The organism is Pseudomonas sp. NBRC 111131, assembly GCF_001320525.1.
In the GTDB taxonomy this organism is placed as follows: domain Bacteria; phylum Pseudomonadota; class Gammaproteobacteria; order Pseudomonadales; family Pseudomonadaceae; genus Aquipseudomonas; species Aquipseudomonas ceruminis.
This window is the reverse complement of sequence record NZ_BCBH01000019.1, coordinates 84383-108671: the sequence shown is the minus strand read 5'-3', so window position 1 is coordinate 108671 and position 24289 is coordinate 84383. Positions and strand designations below refer to the sequence as shown.

Annotated in this window: 28 protein-coding genes; 21 read left to right on the top strand and 7 right to left on the bottom strand. The window is 57.6% G+C overall.

Translation table 11 applies throughout. From position 1 onward, the window contains the following. Positions 1 to 34: 34 nt before the first annotated feature. Genes APH34_RS18020 through APH34_RS18010 form a run of 3 tightly spaced genes read right to left on the bottom strand, consistent with a single transcriptional unit; the run spans position 35 to position 2314 of the window. Positions 35 to 559, bottom strand: a complete 525-nt coding sequence (locus APH34_RS18020) for an RDD family protein (protein ID WP_023662207.1) — start codon at positions 557 to 559, stop codon at positions 35 to 37. A 23-nt stretch (positions 560 to 582) separates the two neighbouring features. Further along, the gene (locus APH34_RS18015) at positions 583 to 1284 is read right to left on the bottom strand and encodes a hypothetical protein (protein ID WP_023662206.1); all 702 of its coding nucleotides are present in this window, start codon (positions 1282 to 1284) and stop codon (positions 583 to 585) included. Further along, the gene (locus APH34_RS18010) at positions 1277 to 2314 is read right to left on the bottom strand and encodes a ParM/StbA family protein (RefSeq protein WP_039614031.1); all 1038 of its coding nucleotides are present in this window, start codon (positions 2312 to 2314) and stop codon (positions 1277 to 1279) included. Before APH34_RS18010 ends, APH34_RS18015 begins: the two co-directional genes overlap by 8 nt. 223 nt (positions 2315 to 2537) lie before the next feature. On the opposite strand from APH34_RS18010, the gene APH34_RS18005 reads away from it, so the two are divergent. The 7 genes from APH34_RS18005 (at position 2538) to APH34_RS17975 (ending at position 9220) form a co-directional block, all read left to right on the top strand. After that, positions 2538 to 3065, top strand: a complete 528-nt coding sequence (locus APH34_RS18005) for a hypothetical protein (protein WP_004577623.1) — start codon at positions 2538 to 2540, stop codon at positions 3063 to 3065. A gap of 1646 nt (positions 3066 to 4711) precedes the next feature. Continuing rightward, the gene (locus APH34_RS18000; RefSeq protein ID WP_023662205.1) at positions 4712 to 4996 is read left to right on the top strand and encodes a hypothetical protein; all 285 of its coding nucleotides are present in this window, start codon (positions 4712 to 4714) and stop codon (positions 4994 to 4996) included. A 30-nt stretch (positions 4997 to 5026) separates the two neighbouring features. After that, positions 5027 to 6898 (top strand): UvrD-helicase domain-containing protein, encoded by a 1872-nt coding sequence (locus APH34_RS17995; RefSeq protein ID WP_039614032.1) that lies wholly within the window; start codon positions 5027 to 5029, stop codon positions 6896 to 6898. A gap of 33 nt (positions 6899 to 6931) precedes the next feature. Then, on the top strand, positions 6932 to 7333 hold the full coding sequence (locus APH34_RS17990; RefSeq protein ID WP_004577620.1) for a hypothetical protein: 402 nt from the start codon (positions 6932 to 6934) through the stop codon (positions 7331 to 7333). A gap of 356 nt (positions 7334 to 7689) precedes the next feature. Then, positions 7690 to 8175 carry a DUF2726 domain-containing protein gene (locus tag APH34_RS17985; RefSeq protein ID WP_054902304.1) on the top strand — a complete coding sequence of 162 codons (486 nt, stop codon included), beginning with the start codon at positions 7690 to 7692 and terminating at the stop codon, positions 8173 to 8175. 50 nt (positions 8176 to 8225) lie between these two features. Then, positions 8226 to 8831, top strand: coding sequence for a hypothetical protein (locus APH34_RS17980; RefSeq protein WP_054902303.1), 606 nt, complete (start codon positions 8226 to 8228; stop codon positions 8829 to 8831). Positions 8832 to 8857: 26 nt separating this feature from the next. Beyond that, positions 8858 to 9220 carry a hypothetical protein gene (locus APH34_RS17975; RefSeq protein WP_054902302.1) on the top strand — a complete coding sequence of 121 codons (363 nt, stop codon included), beginning with the start codon at positions 8858 to 8860 and terminating at the stop codon, positions 9218 to 9220. Positions 9221 to 9288: 68 nt separating this feature from the next. Here the strand turns inward: APH34_RS17975 and APH34_RS30375 are convergent, their stop codons facing one another. After that, a complete protein-coding gene (locus APH34_RS30375) occupies positions 9289 to 9729 on the bottom strand; it encodes a DUF5623 domain-containing protein (RefSeq protein WP_269803179.1) in 441 nt (146 codons plus the stop codon). Between the two features lie 1262 nt (positions 9730 to 10991). On the opposite strand from APH34_RS30375, the gene APH34_RS17965 reads away from it, so the two are divergent. From APH34_RS17965 to APH34_RS17910, 11 genes are all read left to right on the top strand, one after another. Next, positions 10992 to 11882 carry a hypothetical protein gene (locus APH34_RS17965; protein WP_169739407.1) on the top strand — a complete coding sequence of 297 codons (891 nt, stop codon included), beginning with the start codon at positions 10992 to 10994 and terminating at the stop codon, positions 11880 to 11882. Positions 11883 to 12135: 253 nt separating this feature from the next. Continuing rightward, positions 12136 to 12354: a hypothetical protein gene (locus tag APH34_RS17960; RefSeq protein ID WP_016486995.1), complete on the top strand. Its 219-nt coding sequence runs from the start codon at positions 12136 to 12138 to the stop codon at positions 12352 to 12354. A gap of 202 nt (positions 12355 to 12556) precedes the next feature. Beyond that, positions 12557 to 12874: a hypothetical protein gene (locus tag APH34_RS17955; RefSeq protein WP_004577611.1), complete on the top strand. Its 318-nt coding sequence runs from the start codon at positions 12557 to 12559 to the stop codon at positions 12872 to 12874. 253 nt (positions 12875 to 13127) lie between these two features. Next, positions 13128 to 14690 carry a DNA cytosine methyltransferase gene (locus APH34_RS17950; RefSeq protein WP_023662195.1) on the top strand — a complete coding sequence of 521 codons (1563 nt, stop codon included), beginning with the start codon at positions 13128 to 13130 and terminating at the stop codon, positions 14688 to 14690. Between the two features lie 174 nt (positions 14691 to 14864). Next, positions 14865 to 15206 (top strand): hypothetical protein, encoded by a 342-nt coding sequence (locus tag APH34_RS17945; RefSeq protein ID WP_039614039.1) that lies wholly within the window; start codon positions 14865 to 14867, stop codon positions 15204 to 15206. A 199-nt stretch (positions 15207 to 15405) separates the two neighbouring features. Beyond that, positions 15406 to 15747: a hypothetical protein gene (locus tag APH34_RS17940; protein WP_004577609.1), complete on the top strand. Its 342-nt coding sequence runs from the start codon at positions 15406 to 15408 to the stop codon at positions 15745 to 15747. A gap of 11 nt (positions 15748 to 15758) precedes the next feature. Further along, on the top strand, positions 15759 to 15944 hold the full coding sequence (locus tag APH34_RS17935; RefSeq protein WP_039614040.1) for a hypothetical protein: 186 nt from the start codon (positions 15759 to 15761) through the stop codon (positions 15942 to 15944). A gap of 106 nt (positions 15945 to 16050) precedes the next feature. Continuing rightward, positions 16051 to 16695, top strand: coding sequence for a hypothetical protein (locus APH34_RS17930; RefSeq protein WP_039614041.1), 645 nt, complete (start codon positions 16051 to 16053; stop codon positions 16693 to 16695). 95 nt (positions 16696 to 16790) lie between these two features. Next, a complete protein-coding gene (locus APH34_RS17925) occupies positions 16791 to 17024 on the top strand; it encodes a hypothetical protein (protein ID WP_004577606.1) in 234 nt (77 codons plus the stop codon). Between the two features lie 322 nt (positions 17025 to 17346). After that, positions 17347 to 18006 carry a hypothetical protein gene (locus APH34_RS17920; protein ID WP_223817441.1) on the top strand — a complete coding sequence of 220 codons (660 nt, stop codon included), beginning with the start codon at positions 17347 to 17349 and terminating at the stop codon, positions 18004 to 18006. Positions 18007 to 18485: 479 nt separating this feature from the next. Continuing rightward, on the top strand, positions 18486 to 19334 hold the full coding sequence (locus APH34_RS17910) for a hypothetical protein (RefSeq protein WP_054902301.1): 849 nt from the start codon (positions 18486 to 18488) through the stop codon (positions 19332 to 19334). A 176-nt stretch (positions 19335 to 19510) separates the two neighbouring features. Here APH34_RS17910 and APH34_RS17905 read toward each other — a convergent pair whose 3' ends face one another. From APH34_RS17905 to APH34_RS17895, 3 genes are read right to left on the bottom strand one after another with little or no spacing between them, the layout of a single operon-like run. After that, positions 19511 to 20182 (bottom strand): PP2C family serine/threonine-protein phosphatase, encoded by a 672-nt coding sequence (locus APH34_RS17905; RefSeq protein ID WP_039614045.1) that lies wholly within the window; start codon positions 20180 to 20182, stop codon positions 19511 to 19513. Continuing rightward, entirely contained in the window at positions 20179 to 20880 is a 702-nt protein-coding gene (locus APH34_RS17900; RefSeq protein WP_004577602.1) for a hypothetical protein, read from the bottom strand. The genes APH34_RS17905 and APH34_RS17900 overlap by 4 nt, the downstream gene beginning before the upstream one ends. 1 nt (position 20881) lies before the next feature. Then, on the bottom strand, positions 20882 to 21676 hold the full coding sequence (locus tag APH34_RS17895) for a MarR family transcriptional regulator (protein WP_172688323.1): 795 nt from the start codon (positions 21674 to 21676) through the stop codon (positions 20882 to 20884). A gap of 1102 nt (positions 21677 to 22778) precedes the next feature. On the opposite strand from APH34_RS17895, the gene APH34_RS29965 reads away from it, so the two are divergent. From APH34_RS29965 to APH34_RS17880, 3 genes are read left to right on the top strand one after another with little or no spacing between them, the layout of a single operon-like run. Further along, positions 22779 to 23492: a hypothetical protein gene (locus APH34_RS29965; RefSeq protein ID WP_231115681.1), complete on the top strand. Its 714-nt coding sequence runs from the start codon at positions 22779 to 22781 to the stop codon at positions 23490 to 23492. 11 nt (positions 23493 to 23503) lie between these two features. Beyond that, the gene (locus APH34_RS17885; RefSeq protein WP_023662185.1) at positions 23504 to 23746 is read left to right on the top strand and encodes a hypothetical protein; all 243 of its coding nucleotides are present in this window, start codon (positions 23504 to 23506) and stop codon (positions 23744 to 23746) included. A gap of 12 nt (positions 23747 to 23758) precedes the next feature. Then, positions 23759 to 24274, top strand: a complete 516-nt coding sequence (locus tag APH34_RS17880; protein WP_039614374.1) for a hypothetical protein — start codon at positions 23759 to 23761, stop codon at positions 24272 to 24274. Positions 24275 to 24289: the final 15 nt, after the last annotated feature.

The following is a 24289-nucleotide window of genomic DNA, read 5'->3' as shown; positions in this document are numbered from 1 at the left end:
CCGGCCCTTAGGCCGGTCATACAATCTGGGGAGCTCACGTTCCTCGTTTTGCTACGGTTGTGGATGCCAGGAGGTCGAAAATGAACTGGGTTTTCACAGTGAAAACTGGAACAGCGACGTAGACAGCCAGCACCCCGGCCAGTGCGAGCGGGTGACCGATGCTCAGCAAAAGCAAGACGGACATGATCTTCAAGGTGGTGCGCAGTATGCACTGCCAAGTGGACAGATCACCTGTGAGAGAGAGGGTCCTGACGCGGAACAACAGTTTGCCGGCCGTTGTGCCTTTGCAGGTCCTGGTCAGAGTTGCTTCATAGATCAACCACACGAAAGGCAACAGAACAAGGAAGTACGGGGCGAGGCTCAGCGCAGCCCCTTCAGTCCAGCTCAGGCCCGGAGTAGCAGCATCGAATGGGCCCGACATATCGACATGGGCGTTGTGCGCCATGATGGATGCCAGAAGCGCTAGTGATCCTCCTAGCACCAGCGACACCAGAGCAAAGTCAGTCGTGGTTGCCGCTATGCGCTGAGCCACGGTCAGCAGTTTGGAACCAATTTTCATCTTTCAACTGATATCCTGTGGGATTAGAACATATCGCCCATCGCGTCCAATGCTGCCAACTGCACGAGTGTTGGCTCAGTCGGCGTTGCGTCTTGGGCGGCAGGTAGTGAGTGGACCTCATCCGGGGTATCTGCGGTTGGGAGCTGCTGAGCCTGCAGTTCGATGTTCGCTTCCTGAACATCCGTACTATGGATGGGGTTGGATAGGGGAGTGATTGGCTGTGTCTGTACGCGTTCTGCCTGGACCTCATCCGCCCCACTGAGCAATGGATCACCAACCGGAGCGGCTACCGGCTCGGGTTGCCGGGGAGAGTGGACCTCCTCGGCAACGTGTGGCGGGATAGCCGGAGCCGCTGGAGCTTGAGGTTCTGGGTGACCCAAAATCTCAGAGGCCTTGACCGTTCCAGGTCTGGCTGTGACCTCCCGCTGCTTTGGTACCCGCTTTTTGCGAGCTGGCGGTTCTGCGCTTTCACGCCTGGATTGGCGGCCGGTCGGAATCATGCCCCCTGGCCCAGCAAGTGCGGCATTGAGAGCTTGGTCTAAGGTGCCGGCCGCATTGTTGCTCAGAAACCATTGGTAAAAGACACCCCTGATTAGAGGTGTGTCTTTTCCGTATGGCAGTTCGGACATGAACTCCAGCAAACCTGGGCAAACATCTTCTGGGATGTTCAGATTGATTTTTCGCTCAGTTTCATTAGGGTCATATACACGAATTAACTTAGCCATTTACAGCGGACATCCTTTTGGCATTCGCATTTACGATGCTACGGATGATTTGGCCAAGGGCATATCGAGCAAAGCCATCAGCAACAGCCCAGCGAGGGTTTTTCACCAGAATGCTGTGTTTCCATACCTCTTTAGCACGCCCATAGATCGCCTCGGCACTTCCACCAGCAACCAGAATGCCATTAAGCGAGCGAGCATCATCGGAGAACAACGAGTTACCCTTAGAGATAACCTCTTGAACCACATGCTGTTGAGCTTCGGCCACTTGGGCTTCAATGTTAATTTGCTCGCCGAACTGGAAAAGGAATTTAGTGCTGAACGACTCCTCGCACTCGACAAGGCTGGCTTGTATTTCGTGCTTACCGAGGATACGACGCAACTGCTCAGCAGCAGCACTCATTCCAGCACAAGAGTCAGCACCCCGCTCAATGTATTGACCTTCCCGCATCAGAAGGAAATCAGTCGAATAATGGCCGCCCTCAATGACGCCATAGGACTTTGGCCTTCCGTTCGCGCCATTGATCAATTCCTCTACTGGGATCCCTGACTGATCCAAAATGTAGTCGCAGTAAGCACCCATTGGCTGAGGGAGCGCTTTCAACTCGACAGTATCAGGTAGTGCTTTCTTGGTGCGCTCAACCAGACTGTCTTTGCGAGAGCCGAACAACTTGGACGGAGTACCGATGATGACAAATGCTTCATCAATCCCTTGAACGCCCTTGGCACGGAGCCGGGTAAAAGCAGACTGAATAAGAGCCAGATATTCCGGGGTGTCCGTCCAATTGTCGTTCAAGCCAATAGAGGAGGTGAGGTTGCCCTGGAGGCGAGCGGTATCGCCGGTGAAGTATGCCTTCCCGTCGACAATCTCGGTCTCGGCTTTGGCGCGAGCGGCAGTCGTTGGGTCGGTGAGTTCGACGGCAGGAACCGCCAGGGTGGGGTACATGACCTGAGTGCGCTTACCTTCGTGATACGCGACCACCTTAATGGCGCTACGACCCGCATCCAAACCGATTGCTACGCGACCTTTCATGGAATTAAACCTATATAAACCAGAGACTTAGAGGGGTTAATGATGCGCACTGCACAGTGTGCAGTACCTACAGATCAGTACGCAGTAGCTACTGCCCTGTATGCATTGAGTCGAGTCTAAGATACATAACACGTATTGACAATACTGGATAAGCACAAAGAAAATTCGCCAGAACGCGCCCCTCGGCGCGGCTATACACAACCCCCCGGCGAACGCTTAAACAATGGCTATACACAACCCCCCCTCCATCGACGATTTCGAAGAGCTGCGGCGCAAAGGCAAAGAGTCGGTCGACACCGCCGTAGACTACCTGATCCGCATCGATCAGCTCCTGGTGCGCATGGGCGAATTGCTCTACGTCATGCAGCCGTTTCAGACGGGGCGCATAGGGATCGATTTCAACCAGCACCGAGGTCAGTCCAGGCCATTCGTACGGGTGTACCGCAAGCTCAAGGCCGGCAAGGGAAAATGGATGTCCACGAACGTGAGTCATAAAGGGCTGACGAAGAGAGTGAAGCGTGCACGGGAGTTCGAGCCGAACCACAAGCTGGTACTGATCCTGTGCGAGAGGGTTTCCAAGCTCTTTGACCTTAGAGCGGAAATGCACGAACGAGTACGAAATATGAGTCATGGCGTAAAGCTAACGCTCAAAGCACGCGAGGATGATTTGTCTTCTCTTGAGACATTGGTGGGCAGCATGCTGGACCAGATCGAAACCAAGTTTGAAGGAGAGCTCGACGTGGACGAGTAAACCTTAATCTGATTCGCGAAGGCCTTGTCGATTAACGTCGGCAGGGCCTTTTTTGTGGCTGAGCGGAACCGGAAACATTGCGGTGTCAGGCCAAGTAGGAACCGGGCTATGGGCAAAGCGGACTAGAAGCAAACCGGTGTTATGCGCAGTGAGACCCGCGGCTATGGTTAAGCGGGCCAGAAGCCTACCGGTGGTTTGGCCAAGTAGAACCCGGGCTTGCTGGGCGCAGTGTGATCTGGTTGCGGAGAATTGCATTCGCATTCGGTGGTGGGCCGAGTTTTACCTGGGCCGGGCGGTGTTGGATCCGAGCCGCCTCGCGCCCATCCCCTTAATCTAATTTTATTTACTTCATTCATCTTCTCTTATTCTGGTCGCACCATAGATCTCGTTCTGGCGCCGGCACTTGTGTCAGAATCTCTTTTGCGGCTGCCCGTTGTGTCACGCCCCATTGTGCAAGTTTGGTTTGGGTGTCCGCCCGTGCTGCTGGCTGTTGTTTGCCTGCCAGTTCTGTCTGTGCCGCTTGTGACTCTGCGCCGACCGGCTCCTTCTCCCTGCGAGGCGTTGAGCTCATTCTGCCGCTGTAGATTCTCTTTTCTCTCTTCTCTTCTTCAGCTCCATTATTCCACTGCGACTTCTACATCTTCTCATGCGCGTGCGGATTTGCGTGGTACCGCCCAGTTGTTCTCGCACCAGTTCTATTTGGTGAATTGTGCCATCGCTAGTTTGGGTTCTTCTTGTTGCGCTGTCGCATTGGCATTTCATTATTCCGATGTCTGTGCTGCCGGTGCGCGCTTGACGCTTTTGCTTCCTCCGACAGCATAACCATTTGTGCCTCTCTGTCTCAGATGACCGGTCCCTGCCAGGAGACCTTTCGGTTGCGCCTAGCAATACAGCCCACCAGCTGCCGGTGGCGACCCCAAGAAGGATCTGACGGGGGAGGAGAGCGACGGGCTGAGAAGGATGCGACGGGGGCGGCGGCGGCGGCCGTGCAGAAGCTCGGTGCTGATCCTGCAGCTGGCCTCTGATGATCGCTAGCAGTCGGTGGTAGGTGCCGTGGGATCTGTGCGGCGGTTCGCGACCATTGGCTTGCCCGGTGCTGCTGTTTGACCAGGTTGGCAGAGTGCGATGGGTGGCGCCCGGTGGCGGGTGGTGTTGGATCTGAGCAGGCTGTGTGCGATCCGGCTCGCGGCGTGTGACGCTTGGCTGTCGGTGGTGGCGATGCAGGACCTGTCTGCTCATCTGGTGCGGTGTGTGACCCGGTCAGGTCCGTCTCAGCTCGGGTTGCTTGGAGCTGCTTTTCTCTGATCTGTGTCTCGCGGGGGAGGGTGCTTCATTGTCTTCATGTCTCTCTGCTCTCTACATGCAGTACTCTGCCTGCAGGCTTCCTTCCCATCCCTGGTCGGAGTGTGGGTGCCGCCGGGGCCGGCTTTTATGGGCTGGTATGGGTATAAATGGTTATGCACCTGCGCCACGCTTTTCCTACCCCCTGGTCATAAATGGTTGTGCTCGCACCCGGAGCTTTGCCTTGCCAGTATCCATAAATGCTTATGCCTGCATTCGTAACACGTAACTATAATTTGTCTTGCATCCATGCAAATCTATAGGTATCGTTGAGTCATAAATGGTTGTGCTTAGGAGCCGCCGCAATGAGCAAGTACGGTGTGATGAAACAGGTTGGAAAGGGCGTTGGAGCGATTGCTCTGGCTGTAGCGGCTTGTCTGTTTGCTGCATACGCCCGCCACGCTTTTGGTGGCTGGGTGTTCGCGGGCTCATTGCTCCTGGTGGTCGCAGCCAGCATCCCAATGGTCGTGTTCTTCAACCTGTTTGCTGATCCAAACGCGAAGCGCAGCAAGAAGGTCCCGCTCATGGATCAGGAGGAGGGGCATAACCCCTTCAACGACTGCTTCAACAATTTCAACCGAGACGACTGATCTACCACTCGCACCTCAAGGAGGCCGGCAATGGCCGCGAAAGCTTTCACCCCAAACACAGACCAGGCTGTTGCTCTGGGCAGCACCGCCAAGCGATTGCTGATCCGCGCCAAGGCGGGGGCCGGCAAGACCTCGCTGCTCATCGCGCACGCCCTGCGTTTCCCTGACCAGCGCCTGCTGTATGTCACCTTTGGCAAGGCCAACAAGGAGGACGCAGCTGCTCGCTTCCCTTCCAACGTCACCACCAGGACCAGCCATGGGCTTGCTTGGGAGGTCGGTGGCCAGTTCAAGAAGACTGGCAAGCAGGATGATCTCCATCCGTCCCAACTGGCCAAGCAGTACAAGATCCCCATGGCCTTTGCTCGCCACCTGTACGTCACTCTGCACAACTTCATGGTCTCGGCAGATCGGGAGATCCTGGCTGCGCACGTGCCCACAAAGATCGTTGGCGATGACCGTCAGAAGGCTGCGGAATGGGCGAAGCATGTGTGGGCGGATCTGCAGCGCTTGCGTCAGTGGTCTCGTGGGTGCGGCGAAAGCCAAGCCGAGCGAGCAGAGTTTCTGGAATCCACCCCCCTGCGTATGCCGCACGACGGCTACCTGAAACTGTGGAGCTTGGGTGACCCGGACCTGAGCCACCGCTACGACCAGATCCTGCTGGACGAGTACCAGGACACCAATCCGGTCTTTGCAGCGGTGATCCTGCGCCAGAGCTGCCCACTGCGCTTGGCCGGTGATGACTTCCAAGCCATCTTCGGCTTCCGAGGTGCTTACAACACCTTCGAGCCGTCGCAGTTCGATCAAGTCGTAACGCTGAGCGAGAGCCACCGTTATGGCGCCGGCATTGCCGAGCTCGCCACCATGCTGTTGCGTCAGTTCGCCGGCGAGCAGGACCCAGTGCGCAGTTCGCGCCATGAGCTGACTACCCGATTCGCCGTCGACCGCACCAAGCCTTACGCGATCATCGGGCGCACCAATGCGAAGCTGTTCGCCAGTGCGGTCCAGTTGCTGGAAGGCCAGCGTCTTCACTTCGTGGGTGGCGTCAACGAGTACCCGTTCGACAAGCTGGTTGAAGTGCACCACCTGCGCGCCAACACGGGTGTCCGTCTACGCGATCCTTTGCTCAGTGCGTTCCGCTCGCTCCAGGATCTGGAGGCTTATGCCAACGACACCGATGACAAAGAGATCCACGCCCTCATCAGTGTTGCCAAGCAGTACGGCGATCAAATCCCGAGCCTGGTACAGCGCATCAAGGATGCCTGCGTCAGCGACATCAAGGATGCGACCGTCACTCTGTGCACTGCCCACCGTTCGAAAGGGTTGGAGTTCCCGCAGGTCGTACTGCTGAGCGACTTCCTCAACCTGATCACCGATGCCGGCCTGCCGCTGGTGCTGGATACCCCGGAGTTACGCCAAGAACTCCACCTGCTGTACGTGGCACTGACCCGTGCGATGGAATCCATTGAGGTGAATGAGCAGATCCAGGCAGTGCTGCGTTACTGCGAGGCCGCTGGGGTTGTGGGTGAAGCGGTACGACCTGTGGCGAAGCACACCGAACAAGCAGGGGGGCTCGTGCTGGTTGTGAGCCCTGAACAAGAGGCCGATTCCTTCGCTGCTACCACCGGCGCGGGGGCGCACTCCAAAGTGGTCGAGCTTGTCGGCGCCGATGCCGCTCTGTTGTTCGAAGGCGATGTGGTTGAGTCGCGCATCGAGCTGGCCATCCTGCGCCATGCCGCACTGACCGCGGTGGCGATCGCTGGCGTTGTCGGTGTCTCCGTATCCGAGGCGGCCGACACCGTGGCTTCAATGGTTCGCCAGGGCCGCCTGCATGGTGGCTTGTTCATCGGTTGCCCAGATATCACCTGGCGCCTGGTCAGTGACCTTCACCTGGATGTGGCCTGATGGACTACCTACTGATAGGTGCTGGGGGCTGGCATGGCTGACGATTTCATCCGGATCTTCTACCGCCGTGAAGCGGGAGGCGTGTCCAGGAAGTCATCCGTATCCATTGACCCGCTGATGTTCGAGATCTTCGTCAAGATCAAGGGGAGCATCGGCGAGGCCCGGGACGTCCTGAGGGAATGGGCAAAGGCTGCGGATGCCGAGCGTACCGATGCGAACAACCGCATGGGGAACTCTCGCATTGTGCAGCAGCGGATGTCTCAGGAAATTCTGGACATGGTCAATGAGGGCATGGCAGCCCGGGCGGTGAAAGAGGCGGCGGCCGCGGGCGAGGTGAAAGGCCGGGGTTCTCGACGGGGCAAGCGGGCGGTGGGTGTCGAACCCTCGCATCAGCTGCCGGCGGTCACCGGGCACCTCTCGGAGGATCACATCTAGCGGCGTTGCTGGCGCTCATGATCGCGCCAGGCGGGCAGGCTTCGAATAGTTCGTTTGTGGGATTGGTCAAGTCGGCGCGCATGATTGCAGGACGGTGACTTGCTTTGGCTACGGGAGGTTTGGAGAGAGGTGTTGCACGACACGAGCGTGTCGCTAGGAGGGGGTAACTCACCCTAACGGTTCCACGCCCAACGAGCAATACCCTGGGCAGGTTTGTTGACGGAGCGGGGCGGCGGTGCTCCTCCCGAGCTGGAAGCTTAACCACATTTACTTGACCAACATCACAGGCGGATTACTCGCCGTTTTTTAACCATCAAGCGTATTGGTACGCGTAAAGAATTAAACAAGGAGGAAGGATGTCAATTTTCAATGGCCTGGACGGGTTGGGTGTCCCGCTCTTGGTGGCCTGCGCCATCGGGTACGTCGCCCTCAAGATGCTGAAGGGTCGCAAAGGCTACTCAACCAAGCACTACCAGTGCATCCCCCTGCTCACCGAGCGCGAGCAGGACTTCTTCTGGCGCCTCAGGGAGGCAGTTCGCGACGACCTGGTCATCGCGCCCCAGGTGGTGTTCGGTGCCTTCATCAAGGTGAAGGCCGCCGCTCTCACGGACAAGAACCATGCAAGGCATATGGTCGCCCACAACCGCTGCGACTTCCTGCTCTGCGACAAGAAGCTCAAGCCGGTGGCGCTGGTCGAGGTCGACGACTCCACGCACAACAACTCGAAGGCCAAGGCAAAGGACCGGCGCCGCGACGAGTTGATGAAGGCTGTAGGGGTTTCGGTGCACCGGTACCGCGGAATGCCGTCGGCCCGAGAGATCCGCAGGGATCTGAAACTGTAGACCCGAATCCTTCCCCAATCCCTGATTAACGAATCCAGCAGGTGAACATCATGAGTGACCACGATTCTTCCAATGACTACTTCGATCACACGCCGGGTAAGGCAGGCGAGGGATCACTGATCTTCGCGAGCGTCTTCCTGGCAGCGTTGGTGTTGTACGTCGTGTTTGCTGCCATCAGCACCGCCGTCCTGAACTTCAAGGTTCCTGTGAGCCCCGATGATCTGAAACATGCCTCTTGGTTAGTAAATCCCCCAGCCATCTCGTTCATTGCGTCCGGTGTCAGCTTGTTCGCATTCCTGGTAGGGGCATTTCGCGCATTTGCGGGCAGTGCCTTCGGCCTGGTACTGATCATGGCTGGGGTTGTGAGTGGTACCACCATCTTCCCGAGCGTCTCTTTCCGGAGCGCTGTTTTGGCAGGTGAGGCGAAGGTGGGGTGTTACGACTACACCAGCCGGGCCTGTACCGAGATGCTGGGGCTGCCAGGCAGCGCGAGCTCCGGTCAGTCGAGCAAGGTCGATCGCCAGTCCTCGGCGCCGATCGAGGTGCTGGCCTTCGTACGAGCTCCCTTCGATGTGTTCAAAGCGGATCAGCTCAATCAGATGCTCGATGCGCAACGTCTTGAGATGAAGAAGCAACTGGACGCCTACGCCGAGTAAGCACTGAACAGAAGGGAAAACCGGCAATGCAAAAATTTGAGTTGAAATCAGTGACTGCCGTAAACCGCAACGCGGTGTACCGGGCCCTGGGCCTCCTCTCCCTCGCGGTGGGCGTCTTCCTCTCCGGTCCAGTGCTTGTGGGTCGGGAGATGGTGAGTTGGGTGCTCCACATAACGCCAGAGCGCTTCTCACTGCTGATACTGGCTTGCGTGGCGGTGATCTTAATCAGAGGAATAGCAGCCTTGCTGGTGACCTCGCTGGGGCTCTTGGTATCAGGCGCTGCATGTGAGCAGTACTTCGCGCTGGATGCTGCAGCAACGATGGGAGGAATAGGTATTCTCCTCCTCATGGTCGGTATCGGTGTGCTCATCTTCAACCCTGCTCACTGAGCCTCACATGGCTCGCAAAGCCCGCCTTGGCGGGCTTTGTTGTTGGAAGCCGGCTGTGAAGCAGGAGGCTACGGGTTTCTACGGGAAGCGGACCGCTGGACTTTCCGTTCGCACCTACCAATGCGGTCCAGGAGATCTCTCTTGGGTTTGCAGTCTTGGTACCCTTCTACAACGATCTGTCTGACCACCGCGAGCTCTGCCAGGGCATCTGCAGTTCCTTTGATGGCGGTAGGGGCAGGTGAGTAGTAGTCCTGTCGCATCTGCTTGTCGGGAAGGTCTGCATCCTTGTACTCCTCCTCAAACCATTTGTTCAGGGTCAGGCGGATACGGGTTAGTCCAGACTCCAAGCCCAAGCCCGTTGATAACGTGAGTCTCTCCAGGATTGGGCCAATCTGTAAGTGCTTGTCTAGGTCCATGCGCCGAGCAGGTCGCCAATGTGAGCGATAACCTGCCTCACCGGGGCCACATGGCACAGCGCCGGCCCGCTCCACACCTTCAGGGGCTGGCATCATCCTTGGTAGCTTCCGCTTTCCGCTGAGAGTTCTAGCCGGGCTGATGAATGAGCTTTCGTATGGCTGGGTCTCGTGTGTCCATTCCTCAACCTTTAACCTGGTCTCCAAGGCTTTGAGCTTCTTGGCCAAGCGTGAGATCAGAGTTCTCGATACCGAATGTAGGCGTGGTGTGTTGCTGGCGGAATAGACGCCCCTCCAACGTACACCTACCGTATGAAACCCGTGCTCTTCTGCCCAGTCGATTTCATCTTGGAGCAAGTGTGGGTACGGCTCATCCAGAATGACAATGCACTTCGACTCATCGTCGTACCAGTGAGAGCGGTGGTCTGCATACTCGGAGAGATCCAGGCTTGGTCCTGCCATCTCGTTAGCAGAAGGGGCTCGTAGCCCTGTCACAGCCATGAAATTAAGTGCGCGTGCGGCCCGTTGTGCCATCTTCAGGCCCTCGTACCAGTCCGCTGAATCCATTCTAAGTTCGAGATGGTCGTCCGCCTCCAGCCGAAAACTGGACAAGTAGATTGTCCTTTCTATTGACCGTCGGGGCAGGAGTTCCCTCAACGGGGAGGGCAGCCGGAATGAAAGGGTGGTCCGCCCTGATCGCAGGACAGGGCCATCCTGAAAGGGCTCTGGACTTTCGCCGTGCTCTTTCCAGTAGAAAGTGACAAAAGCTTGGTGTAGCTGGGCGGGTCTGCCTAGAACTGACTGGGCATGTCGCAGGTTGTGAAATCCAGCTTTATGCGCCGCTTCATCAAGAGCAGCATGATGCGGGATGCTCTCCTTTTGCTTGATGAGTTTGGCTACGCGCTTGATACCCGCAAGGGTGGTAGGTCGAGTGTTTTCGGTGGCCACGAGTTCTCTCCGGCCCTACTTGTTGCAGCGTCACCCGTCCACCGCTATGCACCAGGGCCAAAGTCATGGTCCGAAGTTTGATTAGCTGGCAGTGCTGCTCGTGCAGCTTCGCGAGGACGGGTAGCGGGCGTCTGCTGGGCGCCGCAGCAGATTCTAAGCTGCGTTTTGAGTCTTTGACTAGACCAAGCACATGAACGGATCAGATGGGCTAGTGAGTCACTTGCAGATCGTCACCGCGATCCGCCCCTCCACACGCGGATCTGACAATCTCTGATGAGCTTGATTTGCATCTGTTAGCATATAGGTACGTGTGAAGAATCATTTTTGCCGTTATGATTCATTTTCAGGCGGCGGCCCTCGGTATCCCGGGGCAGCATGTAGCGATCCTCAGCGGATCCAGGGGAGGGGGCATGGCCAAACAAGATGAGATGACGAATCGATCCATCGCGATCCTGATCAACCTGTCGGCCGGCTTGGACGAAGCCGGGATTGAGTGCGGTGATGAGCGTGTACCGATCACTGCAAACTTACGCCTGGCCGCAGCTGCGGGAGCCGCAGCGTTGTCGCAGCGAGCCAAGCGGTCGACGCCATTCTCGAACCAGACGAATAGTCCACATGTGAAGTTGGTCAAGACCGCTGCTAACTGGCTCGACCAGCTGAAGGTGGTCAAAGGGTTTCATGGCGATGTCTCGGCTGCAGAGTTTCTCGGTGTCAGCCAGACCCAGTTCTCCCGCTGGCGCACCGGCAAGGATCTCTTGGACAACTATCACGCGTGGCAGATCGCTGCAGCGCTGAACGTGAACCCCATGGTGGTGATCGGCAGCGTTGGCTTCCACCACTCACGGGACACCGATCGCACCAGGTGGTTGGCCATGCTGTCGACGGTACTTGATTCAGAACTTCCTGCCGCTCCAGTGCAGCTGGCGCAGGCGCCAGCACGGGAAGCCGAGCCTGTGCAGCAGCCGGCAAAAGCAAGCCGCACTGCCAGTGGGAGCACCGAGTCGACGGCCCAGGGCAGCAAGTGGACCGATGACGAAGACCAGCGGCTCATTGCGGGATACCGGAATGGCGAAGCGATCGACACGCTTGCCACCGCACACAAGCGCACCCCGAAGGCCATCTTGCTGCGGCTCAGCAAGATGCACCGGTTGATACCGGCCGAGCAGCTCGCGAGCTTGTGTGAGCTCTACGGCGTGAACTTGAGCAGCTCTGGGAACGGGCGCAAGACCGAACAGAATAAGAGCTCCCCGCGGCCAAGAAGGGGGAAGGCCAAGGCGCATGCTCCCACTGTCTTCCTTTGAACGATCGGGCGGCTGAAGGATCAGCTGCTGGCGCTAGGAGTACAAATGTACTCTAGTCGTGCACGTGGCAGTTTGGCGGGCCCTTCTGCTACTGACTTGACCAAATGTGCCATACGAACCACCAGAAACTAACGATGGCACATTTCGAATGGCGCCAGCCCAGCGTTTCCGCGGGAGGGATACGGGGCTGGCAACTGACACTAGCGATGGCACATTTCGGCGTCATCGGGACAACGGCTTACTGAGGTGGACTATGAGCAATACCCCACTCGCAGAAGCGCCTACCCGGCGCACACTGCTGCAGCGGCTATTCGGGGCCGGCCTGGGGCAGAACTTGATCTCGGTCTGGGTGACCGAGGTCGGTAACTACGCCTTTGGCCAGGTGGTAACCGAGACGAAGGTGAAGCTCGGGCGGTACACGCTGCTGCAGTGGAAAACGTACAGAACGCCTGAGCTCGACCGGGAGGAATAGGGAACTGCAGAGGCCCAACGGCCAAGGATCGGAGCTTGCGATAGGTGCCGACCCCCTTCTTGTTCAGTGTGCACTGTGGCGCCAGGTTTCGTTATCGGCTGGTGTTGCCCATTTCGAGTTGACCAGTGAATGCGATGGGGCTGTCGACATCGCACCGATACAAGGCTGCTTTTGGCAGATATTTGCCAATGGAGATCATGGCATGCGCACACCCAACGAACAGGCGGCACCCAAACTGATGGCCAGCTCAATAGAGCTGATCAGCGATCGAGATGAGAAGTTCTCTGCTGTCGTAACCATCATGGGCAGTTACGGCAACGAGTCTTTCCGGAAGGCCTTCAAAGCACAGTACCCCGAGGACTGGGCAACGATCGAGCGAAGCTACGACTTGCCCGGTCTCAATTATGGGGAGGTAGGCCGGTGTATCGATGGTAAATGGACCTTGATTGCGATCGAGCCTTCACCAGCGGCTCTGCTGGACGCGCAATACTGCGACTATCTTAGGAACCCGCCCTTTTAGCCTGCGCTTCGTTGCACCGCGCAGAGCTCACGAACGCTACACCCAATCCGGCCATTACTGGCCGGATTTTTTTTGGCCTCCAGGGGAGAGCGTAACCCACGGAGATCGTTTTGGACGAAGATAAAAGTTGCCATATAGTTTAATAAATATTGATAAAGGTTGCCCTATAGTTTAATTTTTTGGTCCGGTCCGTAGGTAAACCAGGGGAGCCAGTCCACCTGGCGGGCGCCACTCAACTCTCGTAGGACATTGCATGCTGATCAAAAAAATCCTCACCCATTTCCACTTCTGCTGCGGCTTGGGGGGTGGCGCCAAGGGCTTCAACCGGGCAAAGCCCATCGTCGGTAACGTGCAAGCTGAATGGGAGTGCTTGGGAGGCGTTGACGTTGACCCGGCCGGCCTCGCCGATTTCAAGCGATTGTCCGGTGTTGAAGGCACGCTGTTGGATCTCTTCACACGTGATCAGTACATCCGCTTCCACGGAAAGGAGCCGCCAGCCGGATGGCGGGAGGCACTCCCAGAGGACATCCGCCGTGCGGCCCAGAACCGCCGGCCCGACACCGTTTTCATCAGCTCCCCATGCAAGGGCGCCAGCGGGTTGTTGTCGGAGAAGATGAGCCTGACCCCGAAGTACCAGGCCTTGAACGAGCTGACTCTGCGCTGTATCTGGCTGATGGCGGAGGCGTGGCGGGATGACCCTGTACCAATGCTGGTATTCGAGAATGTCCCACGCCTGGCCAATCGTGGCCGCCATCTGCTGGACCAGATCGGCGCTCTGCTAAGCCACTATGGATATGCCGTCGCCGAAACCACCCATGACTGTGGGGTCATCGGCGGATTGGCTCAAAGCCGCAAGCGATTCCTGCTGGTGGCTCGCCACGTCGAGAAGGTGCCGTCGTTCCTGTATGAGCCAGAGAAGAAGAGCCTTCGTGCTGTAGGTGACATCCTCGGTCGCATGCCTCTGGCCGGCGATATCGAGCAGGCTGGCCCTATGCACCGGGTGCCGGCTCTGCAATGGAAAACTTGGGTCCGCCTGGCCTTGGTCGAAGCCGGAAAAGACTGGCGCAGCCTGAATGATCTCGCGATCCAGGATGGTTACCTGCGCGACTTGATCATTGTTCCAGGGTACCGATCGGGATACATGGGAGTACATGGCTGGAATGACAGCATGGGCACGGTGGCTGGCCGATCGAACCCAACAAACGGAGCGTTCTCGGTTGCAGATCCGCGAGCCAAAGCTGGCGCCCTGCAGTACCAGCAGTATGGTGTTCGCCGATGGCAGGACACCAGCGGTGCCGTCATTGGAGTTAAAAGCCCAGGACAAGGCACATTCAGCGTCGCCGATCCCCGACCGGCCATGAAACGCACAAAGGGCGACGCTTACCTGACTGGCGGGCATTACGGCGTGGTGCCGTGGCAGGGCTCAGCGGGAGCCGTCTCTGCAAGCGCCAAGCATGACAACGGCCGTTGGAGCGTAGCCGATCCCCGGCTCCCAGAGGCCAACGACAGGCTCACTTGCATTATCGAGTCGCTCGACGGGACCTGGCACCGCCCCTTCACGACTCTGGAACTGGCAGCGCTGCAAAGCCTTGTCGAGCCCGAGGAGCAGTTGGAGTTGGACGGTTTGAGCGATCAGGCCTGGCGCGAGCGGATTGGCAACGCCGTTCCGCCGGCGGCGGCGGAGGCGATCGGGCATGTCATGGGCACGACATTGCTGCTGGCAGCCCAAGGGGAAACCTTCATGCTCAGCAGCATGCCCATCTGGGTACGGCCCGTCGCGGTAGGCCTGAGCGTGTCGCAGCTGGCGACAGAATGAGGCTGATCGACCTAGGCCTACGGCTTGGGCGCCAGATCAGCCGGTGCCCCATGCTGAAGACCCTTTAGAGACCGCCGATACAGAGCTGCCGCTGATCGGCGAAACCGATGCCGGGTGCGCCTGGCATCATCACCACGACGTGACGATCACGTCATCACGATGAGAAGCATACGAATGGATGACAGAAACAACGGCCTCTTGATTGAAAGCCTGGTGCAGCGCTCCTACGACCGCATGTTCGGCCCCGGTAAGGTGGAGGCTCGCCACCACCCGCTCACCAGCTGGGCCCAGGCAACCGTCTCTGGCAGTGAAAGCAACTTCCAGGACACCCACCGCGATCTGCTGCGGACCTTCGAAGCTGTGCAGAGCACGCTCTACAAGGAGGGTGGCAACGACGAGCTGCTTACCGACCTGTCCGCAGTCGAGGACCGCCTGACGGGCGCTACGACCGTCGATGAGCTGGGTACCGCGATCATCGAGTCAAGGCCTGTGCTTGACCGTGTGTTTGGCCGGTAAGGCAGCCGTTTGAGGCCCTGGACTGCGTTCAGGGCTTTTCACTGTGAAATATTGAGCTTTTCTCACGGACTGATGTGAAACCGGCGATTTGAGCAAGGCTTCGCATGGAAGAGAAAAGGTTGCCATATAGTTTAATCTGTATTGCTATTTGTTGCCCTATAGTTTAACTTTTTGGCTCAGTCACTCATCAGGGCACGCCATGAGCCGCTTCAAATTTCTCGGGATCAACGACGACAAATCGCACTGCGAATGTTGCGGCAAGCAAGGCCTCAAGCGTGTGGTTTGGATCGAGGACTGCGAAACCAACGAGATACGTCACTTCGGCACAACCTGCGCCATGGCGCCAGCGAAGGGCTTCACGCTCGACCTGGAGATTAAGGCGGAGATACGCCGGCTAGATCAGGTGCAGAAGTCTCGCGTTGCCCGGGCTTACCAAACGTACCGGCAGAAGGGTGGGCGTTGCGTGGCCAATCCGGACAAGCCCGGTTACTTCATGTACGCGGACCCACAACTTTGGAACGACTGCCTGGCGGCGGCGTAGGAGGACGAATCATGACCAACACTGAGCGCCTGATTGAAGAGTTCAAGCACTGCAAGGCACATGGGGTCACTCTGCGCTTTGCAACTGGCCGCTACACCGGCAACGGCCCTTCGGTTGTCGAGGCGCTGCGCCGCCGCGGTTATACCGTGAACCGGCTACGCAGCTCGTACTACGAAGTGCCACGCGGCCCAGCCTAATCACATCGGCCCGGTTCGCCGGTCCGGTACCCGCGATAAGACAGCTTCACCACTGACCCGCTGGCGCAGTTGCTGCCAGATGTCGAACGCCTGCAGGAGGCACAGCATGAGCATCACTAAGATTACCGAATGCCGCGAGTGCGGAAGCAAGGCCCTGAGCTGGCAGACACACAACCAGAACATCAGTGATGCGCAGCACGGGCGACTGCGCACCAGCGACATTCGCTGCCAGCTGGTTCTGGGCTGTGATAATTGCTCGGAAACCTTGGCTGTTATGAGCGCCGACCACGTAGCGGCATGGCTCACCGAGCAAGGGGCGTCGCAGTCCGCTCAGAGCCAGCCTGGTGATGACACTCAAACGGCGGCCTGTGCTGGCGATGTTGAAGAGGCGCTGCTGTGGCTTGACGACTTTGTGGCGCGGTGCAATGGCGATGACCGCGGGTCCTGCTCCGCCGTCGAGACTCTGCGTACTGCCCTGTCTGGCAACTCTCAGGCCCAGAAGGTCAGTGCCGTCGCCCTGCGTGAGGCGATGGAAAACCTCGCTGTGAAGGCCTCTGTTGCTGACATTCCCCCGGTAATCCTGCCAGCGTCTGTACGCCAGGTGCCATTGGTAATACTGGGCGGCGTTTGTGTGCGGGTGTCCTACGCGGGTCTCAAGTGGTACCACGACCAGCTGATCGATGATCGCTGGGTGCCGCTGGCGGTGGACGAGTTCGATGCGCTTCTGGTCGAGGCGCTCGCGAAGGCATGAGCTGCACTTGCCCGCCTCAGTACGGCCCGCGCCGGCCTTGTCCGGTACATCCACCCAGGGCCTGACCGGCTCACACCACGATCGAGGACATCCTCATGGCTGTCGCCAAGCGCAAGCCTCGCAACAAACCGACTCAGCTGCAGGTCGGTATTCTCCTCGCCGCCGCGGACCTGTCGCGCTACATCTATGACAGAGGTGATGCAGCTGATCTGCTGCGCCGGCAGGGCCTAGCCGACGCAAACTGCTCGGCCCTAGACGAAATGGACAAGGAGCAGCTGCGAATCTTGCGCGATGACTATGGACTTAGCAGCCTACGGGGGCTGGATTGATCATCCACCTTGTTCTGTAGCAGGCCAGGTCCGCATCACGAACGATCAAACTGCGGTGCACATCTAGATCTCCCTGAACCACGCATCCCCAGCCAGCGAGCTGGGTCGATGCCGTGTAAGCGCCGCGGGGTTCGTGTGCGCAGCAGGGGGAATCAAGATCATGCCATTGACCTGGAGCGTTGCCTTTCATTCTGGAATGTCCAGTTCTCAGGACCTGCGAGCTGCGGTTGATGAGGGCGTCCCCGTAGGGGTAGTTGCAACGTTGCTGGATAGCCTGAAAATCTTTGGCACGCTTCCCCGGCACCTGAATGCAGGAGGTTCCGTGTTCATCGACTCCGGAGCCTTTTCAGCCTTCCAGAAGGGCGAGCTCGTGAGCTGGGAGAAAGTGTTTTTCACGTACGAATGCGTGCTGGCGCGGACAGACTTCCCAGGGGCTCTTAGCATCGTGGCGCCGGACATCATCGGTGACCAATCGGCAACCCTCGACTTGTGGGCTGTGCATGCAGAGCGAGTGCGCACGTGGATCATGGCCGGCGCTCGTGTGATTATTCCATTGCAGTGTGGGGAGCTCTCAGCGGGTGTGATGCTGGCGCATGCCAAGCGTATCTTTCAAACAGATCAGTTCTGCGCGGGGATCCCATCCAATCTAGCGGCCATGAGTGCTGAGGATTGTGCAACGCTGCACCATCACGACTTTCACCTGCTGGGGCGAGTGGTGATCAACGCCGAATTAGGCGATAAACTGCGCGCCCTGTTGGCCAACAATCCCGATGCCATTTACACGGCAGATGCCAACTGGCTGCGATCCCGCATCAGGCAAATCAGCCTGGCTGCAAAGGACTTGCGGCAAGCGCCACCGGACAACCCGTTTGAGTCCTCGCGAACACGTGCAGTACGGGCGGTCCTGCGCCAAGATGCATATCACCAGAAGCAGGGCGGGCCTTCGGGCGCCCGTCACTCGGAAATGATTTATGGCACATAACACTGGAACTGCTCAGTGCTCGTACTGTGGGGCTGAGTATCGACTGGTCTCCGATTTCAAGCGCGACATGCAGAGGCTCTGCAAGGCCTGGCTCAGCCGCCACGAGCGTGCGTGTGCATGCAGAACGCCGGATCAGCGCCGGTCCTGGGCACAGAAGTATGTGGGAAAGGATTTCGCTGAGAGCAGCTTGACGGTCGACCTGGAGCATCCCGGGTTCAAAGACATCCAGCCCAGCCATGCAGGTAATGGGGCGCTCCAGCTGCCCTGAGGCCATCCGCCGGCCTGCACCGACAGGTACTCGGCTAGCGCAGGCCGGGCAAATTCGTTCTCCCTTCCATTGAAGGTGCGAGTTGGCAACCGGTCTGGCACAGTGCTGATGGGCGAAAGCTCATTCTGCCACTGGTGAAAGCAGCGCTCGAATCAGTTATCACCGCCATTGTTCCAGTGAATCCATGAGCCATCTCCAAAGGAGCTGTGAAGTGAAGCCCGTCGATCTTATGAGCAAGGCTTGGGTAGACACCTACGAAGAGATTGCTGCTAAAGCCCAGCAAGTCAGGGCCGTGCTGGTGCAGCGCAACATCAGGCTTCGGTCCGGGAGCGCGCTTTGTCAGTTGCTCAGTCAGGCCGACAAGCTGAGCCGGGCATGGGCTGACCAGGTGAAGCCGGATGACCGGGTGGTGTGGGAAGCGGCGTACGTGAATCGTCTCGCTGATGCAGTCACCAATTTGCCAGATGAACCAGGGATTCAAGAGGCGCTCAAGCGCATGGCCGGCGGAGTAATGCAGCCTCACGATCGGAGCAACTCTCACCAAGGGAAAGACGCTCTGTGGGAGCTGGTGCTGCTTTCCGACTTGAAGAACCGTGGGCTTACGGCCAAAGCTGCAGAGCCAGATATCCTGGTTGACTTCGGCATGGGCGATTACCCGATCGCATGCAAGAAGATCTGGTCAACGCTCGGGGTTGAGAAGCGTGTCAGCCATGCTGCTAGGCAGCTGGCACCGTTCAACAATGGCGGAATCATTGCCCTCAATTTGGACGATTTGGTCCCTGTCGGGAAAGTCGTGAGTGGTCCTAACAAAGCTGATGCGAGAGGCGTACTGAGCGCGTTCAATTCAGAGTTTATTGAGAGTCACAGAAACGTGCTGCAGAACGCTGTCATGGACGGCAAATGCGATGGATTTCTCATCTCGACGACTGCCTTTGCCGTGCTATGGGAAGAGGAGACTTCGGCCTATCTAGCGTCAGAAGGCACGCTGTGGCACCTGGGTGATTCGTCGCAGGAAGCCTGCGAGCGATTCCGTGCTTTTCGTAACTCGCAAGGCATTTAACCAGGGGCTTGAAGCAAAGGGCAGGGGAGGCACGCCTGTAGAGCCACGAAAATGGTGACTCTGCAGGCTCAGCAAAAGCTGCCTCAAGGTCATTCTTTGGCGATAGCCCCCATCAGTTTTCAAAGATCAGATGAGAAAGGCCTATCTGATCCACCCAATAGTTGGCTCGGCAGGACTCACATTCTCACGTCAATCCAAGTGACATCATCACTCACGACAGCAATGTCCCCAGCTGGCTCATTGATCGCAGCAGCTTGCTGCGATTCAGTGAGCTCGGCCCAGAACCCATCTGTGGCGAAGACAAAACGAGTTCCCGCCGGTGCCGGCTGGCGTAAAAAATCAGGACTCGGAGCGCGTGTTGCTCTGAGGCTGCGGGTAACCAGATTGCGTGCAGGATCCAACGCCAATTCGCGGTGCGATCTGTCGCGCTTCCAGTTTGCTTGGCAGTGTGGAGGAGTAAACCATTCGATATTGCCGTCGTTTCCAGCCATCCCACAGGCGCAATCACCCTCATAAGCAACGGTGAGTAGGCCCTGGGATGCGACACCGATCAGATAGCTGGTGGTGCCAGTCTGGTTTGTGAATAGCTGACGGTGCATATCCACCAAGATACCGTTGAGCAATTGTTGAACTTGTTCTGGGCTGGAGTCATCTGCGCCCTGAGCTACATTGCTCAGATAGGCTCTAATCACGCCTTGTGCCAAGCCTTGCGCAAGCTGACCGCTGCCTGGTTTCGAGGTGCCATCCATAATGACAAAAAGGCCTCGTGCCCCATGGATCTCGGCGGCTGCAAAGTCGTGGTTCGCTGCTCGGTCATGCCCTTTTACGGACCTAGTTTGATATCTCATGCGAGCGCGCTCAGGTCTTTCATGCGTTGATGAATGAGCTTGGCACGCCCAGGGTTGGCTCGAACAGAGCCTGAGCTCTCAACTGCATAATCGATGCCGTTAAGTTTTGCCAGAGCGCCAATACACTCGGCAACGTATTGCCTGAGCTCTTCGCCGGCTTCACGGACCTCTGCCAATAGCTCTGGGCGTCCGTCTAGGAGGATGATGATATCCTCGACGTCCTTATGGTACGGATCGCCGTTACCCCGACCACTGAAGGCTTCGAGCTTAGTTGCCAAGAAGAATGCTGGCTTGAAGATTCGAATTGCCCGACCGCTAGGTAGCTCAAATGGTACCGCTTGAGCCAGTCCCTCTACATACCAGCGGTTAGCGTAGCCGAGAATAGACGCGTCGCTTGGCATCACATCGACGATGACATCATTGAACCTGAACCGGCAGTTCACATCATCTTCCCCAGTGATCTTGAAGCCTTTCGCTGCAAGACGCACTGTAAGCTTTTCCCAGGCAGAAATGCCTGCTAGCTCGATCACCAGGTCGACATCGTCGGTGAATCGGATGTCGTCCAGCACTGCGCTATCGGTGACCAACATAGCGGTTGTGCATCCACCGACAAAGGCACACTCAGCCAAAAACTCGTCGCCCAAACCATCAGCCACAAACGAGATAAGCTCGTAGTTGTGGTCCGCATTCGATGCCATATTACTTCACCCCCATCCCTGCCTTCAGTATGTTGACAGCCACGCCACACTCCCTTGGGCCGCCAACGCGGATCGCGTCTACAAGCGCGAGGTAATGATAAAGGGTCCTATCTATTTTTACCGCTTCGGGCACCGTCTTGTAGAGGGGCTCGATTGACTGGCCTCGCTCGCTGCCCAGTGGGTCGGGCCAGACAGGTATCAGTCCGCCAGCACTTTTTAGGCTTTTCGAAAGGGCTGGCGCAGCAAAGCCGGTAGGGATGCCACGGACGATTGCACCTGGCTTTACTGGAAAAAAGTACTTCAGAGCGTGCTCGGCAACCTTCAGCAGCTCACGTCGATTCACCTTTGGAAGACCGGTGTCGAAATCGCTGGTAAGAAGGCCGGCATTGCGACAACGCGCCATGGCGTTGGAGACTTCACTTTTACTGAGGCCAAGCGACGCAGAGAGCGCCCGCAAGGAATAGTTTTCGCTCCAGCTCGTTACTGGGGTCGACGGCACCACATCCGACCAGCCCTCCCATCGGTCAGAATCGCCCATCGGTGAATCGAGTTCTTGTGGCCGAAATACCGTGTCTTCGTCATTCGGCAGCAACTGAGACAGCACCTCACCTACCTGGCCGCTAACTGACGCCAACCAACGGGGCTCTGGGTTGAGAATGTTTCTCACATGCTCAGAGGTAGATTCCAATTCCATGCGGCCAAACAGGTTTTCCTCTTGAGCGTGCAGGCTAGTCATTTTGAAAAGCAACAAAATGTCTTGACTCTTCATAACTGGCTTTTCTCCGCGTGTCCACATTCCATGAATCGTGGACAACATTCTCTTGGTACTAATTAAATAGTCAAGAAAATTCTTCGTTGCCAGGCTAGAGGCCGGCATCCGCGGAAGGGTTCAATGCATTCTGGTTGAGAAATTTCCTCCGTCGATCAGAAATGGTCAAAAAATATTGACGTTCCGGAATAAAAGAAATGTCATTCGTCCACATTCCATGAATCGTGGACGTTTGTTTTTTATAAGATTTCGTCTTGTCAACTATACCCTGTCGCTTGGTGCTGCTGTTGGGGTCAGCGACAAAGGGGCCTGGGGCCCATGCGTGAGCCCTGCAGAGGCCGCCTATCGGTGGCGCTAGGTTGAGTGCATGAGCGAAGAATGAGGTGCGCAGGAGCGCATCACCGCCCCCATCCTCCACGCCTCTCCATTGGCGGCCCTTTCCTACTTAGCGGAGGAGGGCGCTTCTGCAGGAGTTCCAGTCAAAAAAGCCCGCGGAAGCGGGCTTGATGGTGACCGCTGGGACCTAGTTTGGAGCCCGGCCGGTCAACTATTTGTGAAGCCAGCTTTTCTGTGAAGCTACAACGCCTGCACTGCCGGCCTGAAATGATCTGTCCCCTCTTTCCTGGTCTGCCCCAGCACTCGACCTGTGGTACCATCTTATTACGCATACGTGTTATGTATCAGTTTGCTTTATGTTGCTAAGGAGGGTGTGTGATCTCTGGTATAGCTCTGGGTTGCGATTACCAAGGTCGGCATTTCGGTGCGTCCTATCCCGACGCGCAGTGTGTTGATGGGTTTCTTTGGGATGAGGACAGTTGCGACGAACCAGGTGGCGCCTTGCGCCATGGCGGTGACATCCCCTGCCCAAAATGTAATTGGGCTGCGCATGCTTCGTACTTCGCCACTGACGAAGCAGGGCTCGCGCCGGCCCTAGGTCAAAACGATCGGCAGGGGGGCACTGCGTCTGATCAGTAGTCACGTTTGTCGCTGGACTGTGAACCACTCCATTCCCTCTGATCCGATGAAGGAAATGACGCTGTGACACTACATCTTGTGTCCTCTTCAGCTGCTTTCAACACAATATCTAGTGGTACTAAGGAAATGAGCGACCATGCCATCTGAGTCCGATATGCTCGAAGTGCACCAGCCAATCAACCCCGACGCGACAAGCGTTGATGTGACCTGTCCGCACTGCCATACCACCGAAGAGTTCCATGCCTCGACCTGGCGACAGCAAGACCCACAGGGGCATTTTTCGTTGGCGCCGATTCGCGCCTACGGCGTGACCTGTGCAGGCTGCCGCACTGATTTCCGTTTCAAGCTGACTGCGGCGGTAAACCCTTGGCCAGCAGGCCGCACGCTCGACGTTGCGTGTCCGGCCTGCCAGCACACGGTCACGACCCAGATTGCTGTGGTCCGGCAGATGGATGGGCCTAGCAGGCCAGACACCTGCGACGCATGCGGTAATGATTTTGAGGTGTACGCCGATGGTCGCGTGATTGTGATCGAATACGAGCGATCCAAAGGCCGGCGCAATTTGCTGCTTGAAGCTATGAAGGCCGGGGGGCAGGTGATTTTTGATCCCCGTGGCGCCGAGACTGCGCCCTTCATCACCGATGTGGAAGTGCTGCTGGGGGGCGTACCCGTAGTGATCCATGCGGATGGCACAGAGCAGTTTTTGGATGATTCGGCGGAACCTGTCTATGCCTATTCGCCACGCCTAGCAGCCGATGAGCTGGAAGCGTTCTGCAAGGCAAATATCGCCAAGTACGAGGCATTCAGTGCTGAGCATGGCAATGACAAGCTCATGACCGAGCGCGTTCCTATGACCCCATTCTGGTAGGGATATCGACCGTGACCACCAAGCTCAGTGAGCCGATGAAAACCGTACTGATGAAGCTGGGGACCGGCTGGGGCTGGGATGACTTCGGCGTGCATGGCCCATTGTCCTACGCTGCGCGGGTGCGTACCTGCGAAGCGCTGCGAAAGCGAGGGCTGGTGTCATTCGCGCACGGTGACTACGACCTGACGGCAGCCGGCGAGGCGCTGGCCAAGCAACTTAATGACCGGGCCAAAGCCGCCCAGGTCGCGCACTAGGGAAAATGAGCCATGAACTATTTGGATCGAGCGACCGACGAAGCGGGGTATCCGGTAATGGGGTTTGAGGCCTTCTACCAGCAAGGCATTTCCTGCTTTGTATGGGGCCTGCCAAAGCCATTGGTGCGTAAGGCTTTCCAGCGCGTCTGTGCCGATCAGAAAGCACAAGGCCGCGTGGTGGCGATGTGGCAGGTGCGTGCGTTCGTATACGGCCTTTCAGGGCGCTTTGAAGGCGGGCAACGTGAACGCAAAGCGCCAGCAGGGTATCAGTGGCCAACGCCGCCTGATGCGTCTTGGGAGCTGATCGTGTGCATCTATCCAGGCGGCTCATTCGACCTCGATCTGTTGCACCCGGTCAGTTGCCGCTTCTGGTCAGAGGACAACGGATTCTTCGACGTACCAACCGAAGCCCGTTCGCTGATGAATCGCGAGTGGTTTGAGTCGATGGGCTTCGATGTGATGACCATGCAACCAGCGATGCTAGTGCAGATTGCCGACTCAAAAACGCCTCACCTGAAACCGGTGTGAGATTCAAGGAAGGTC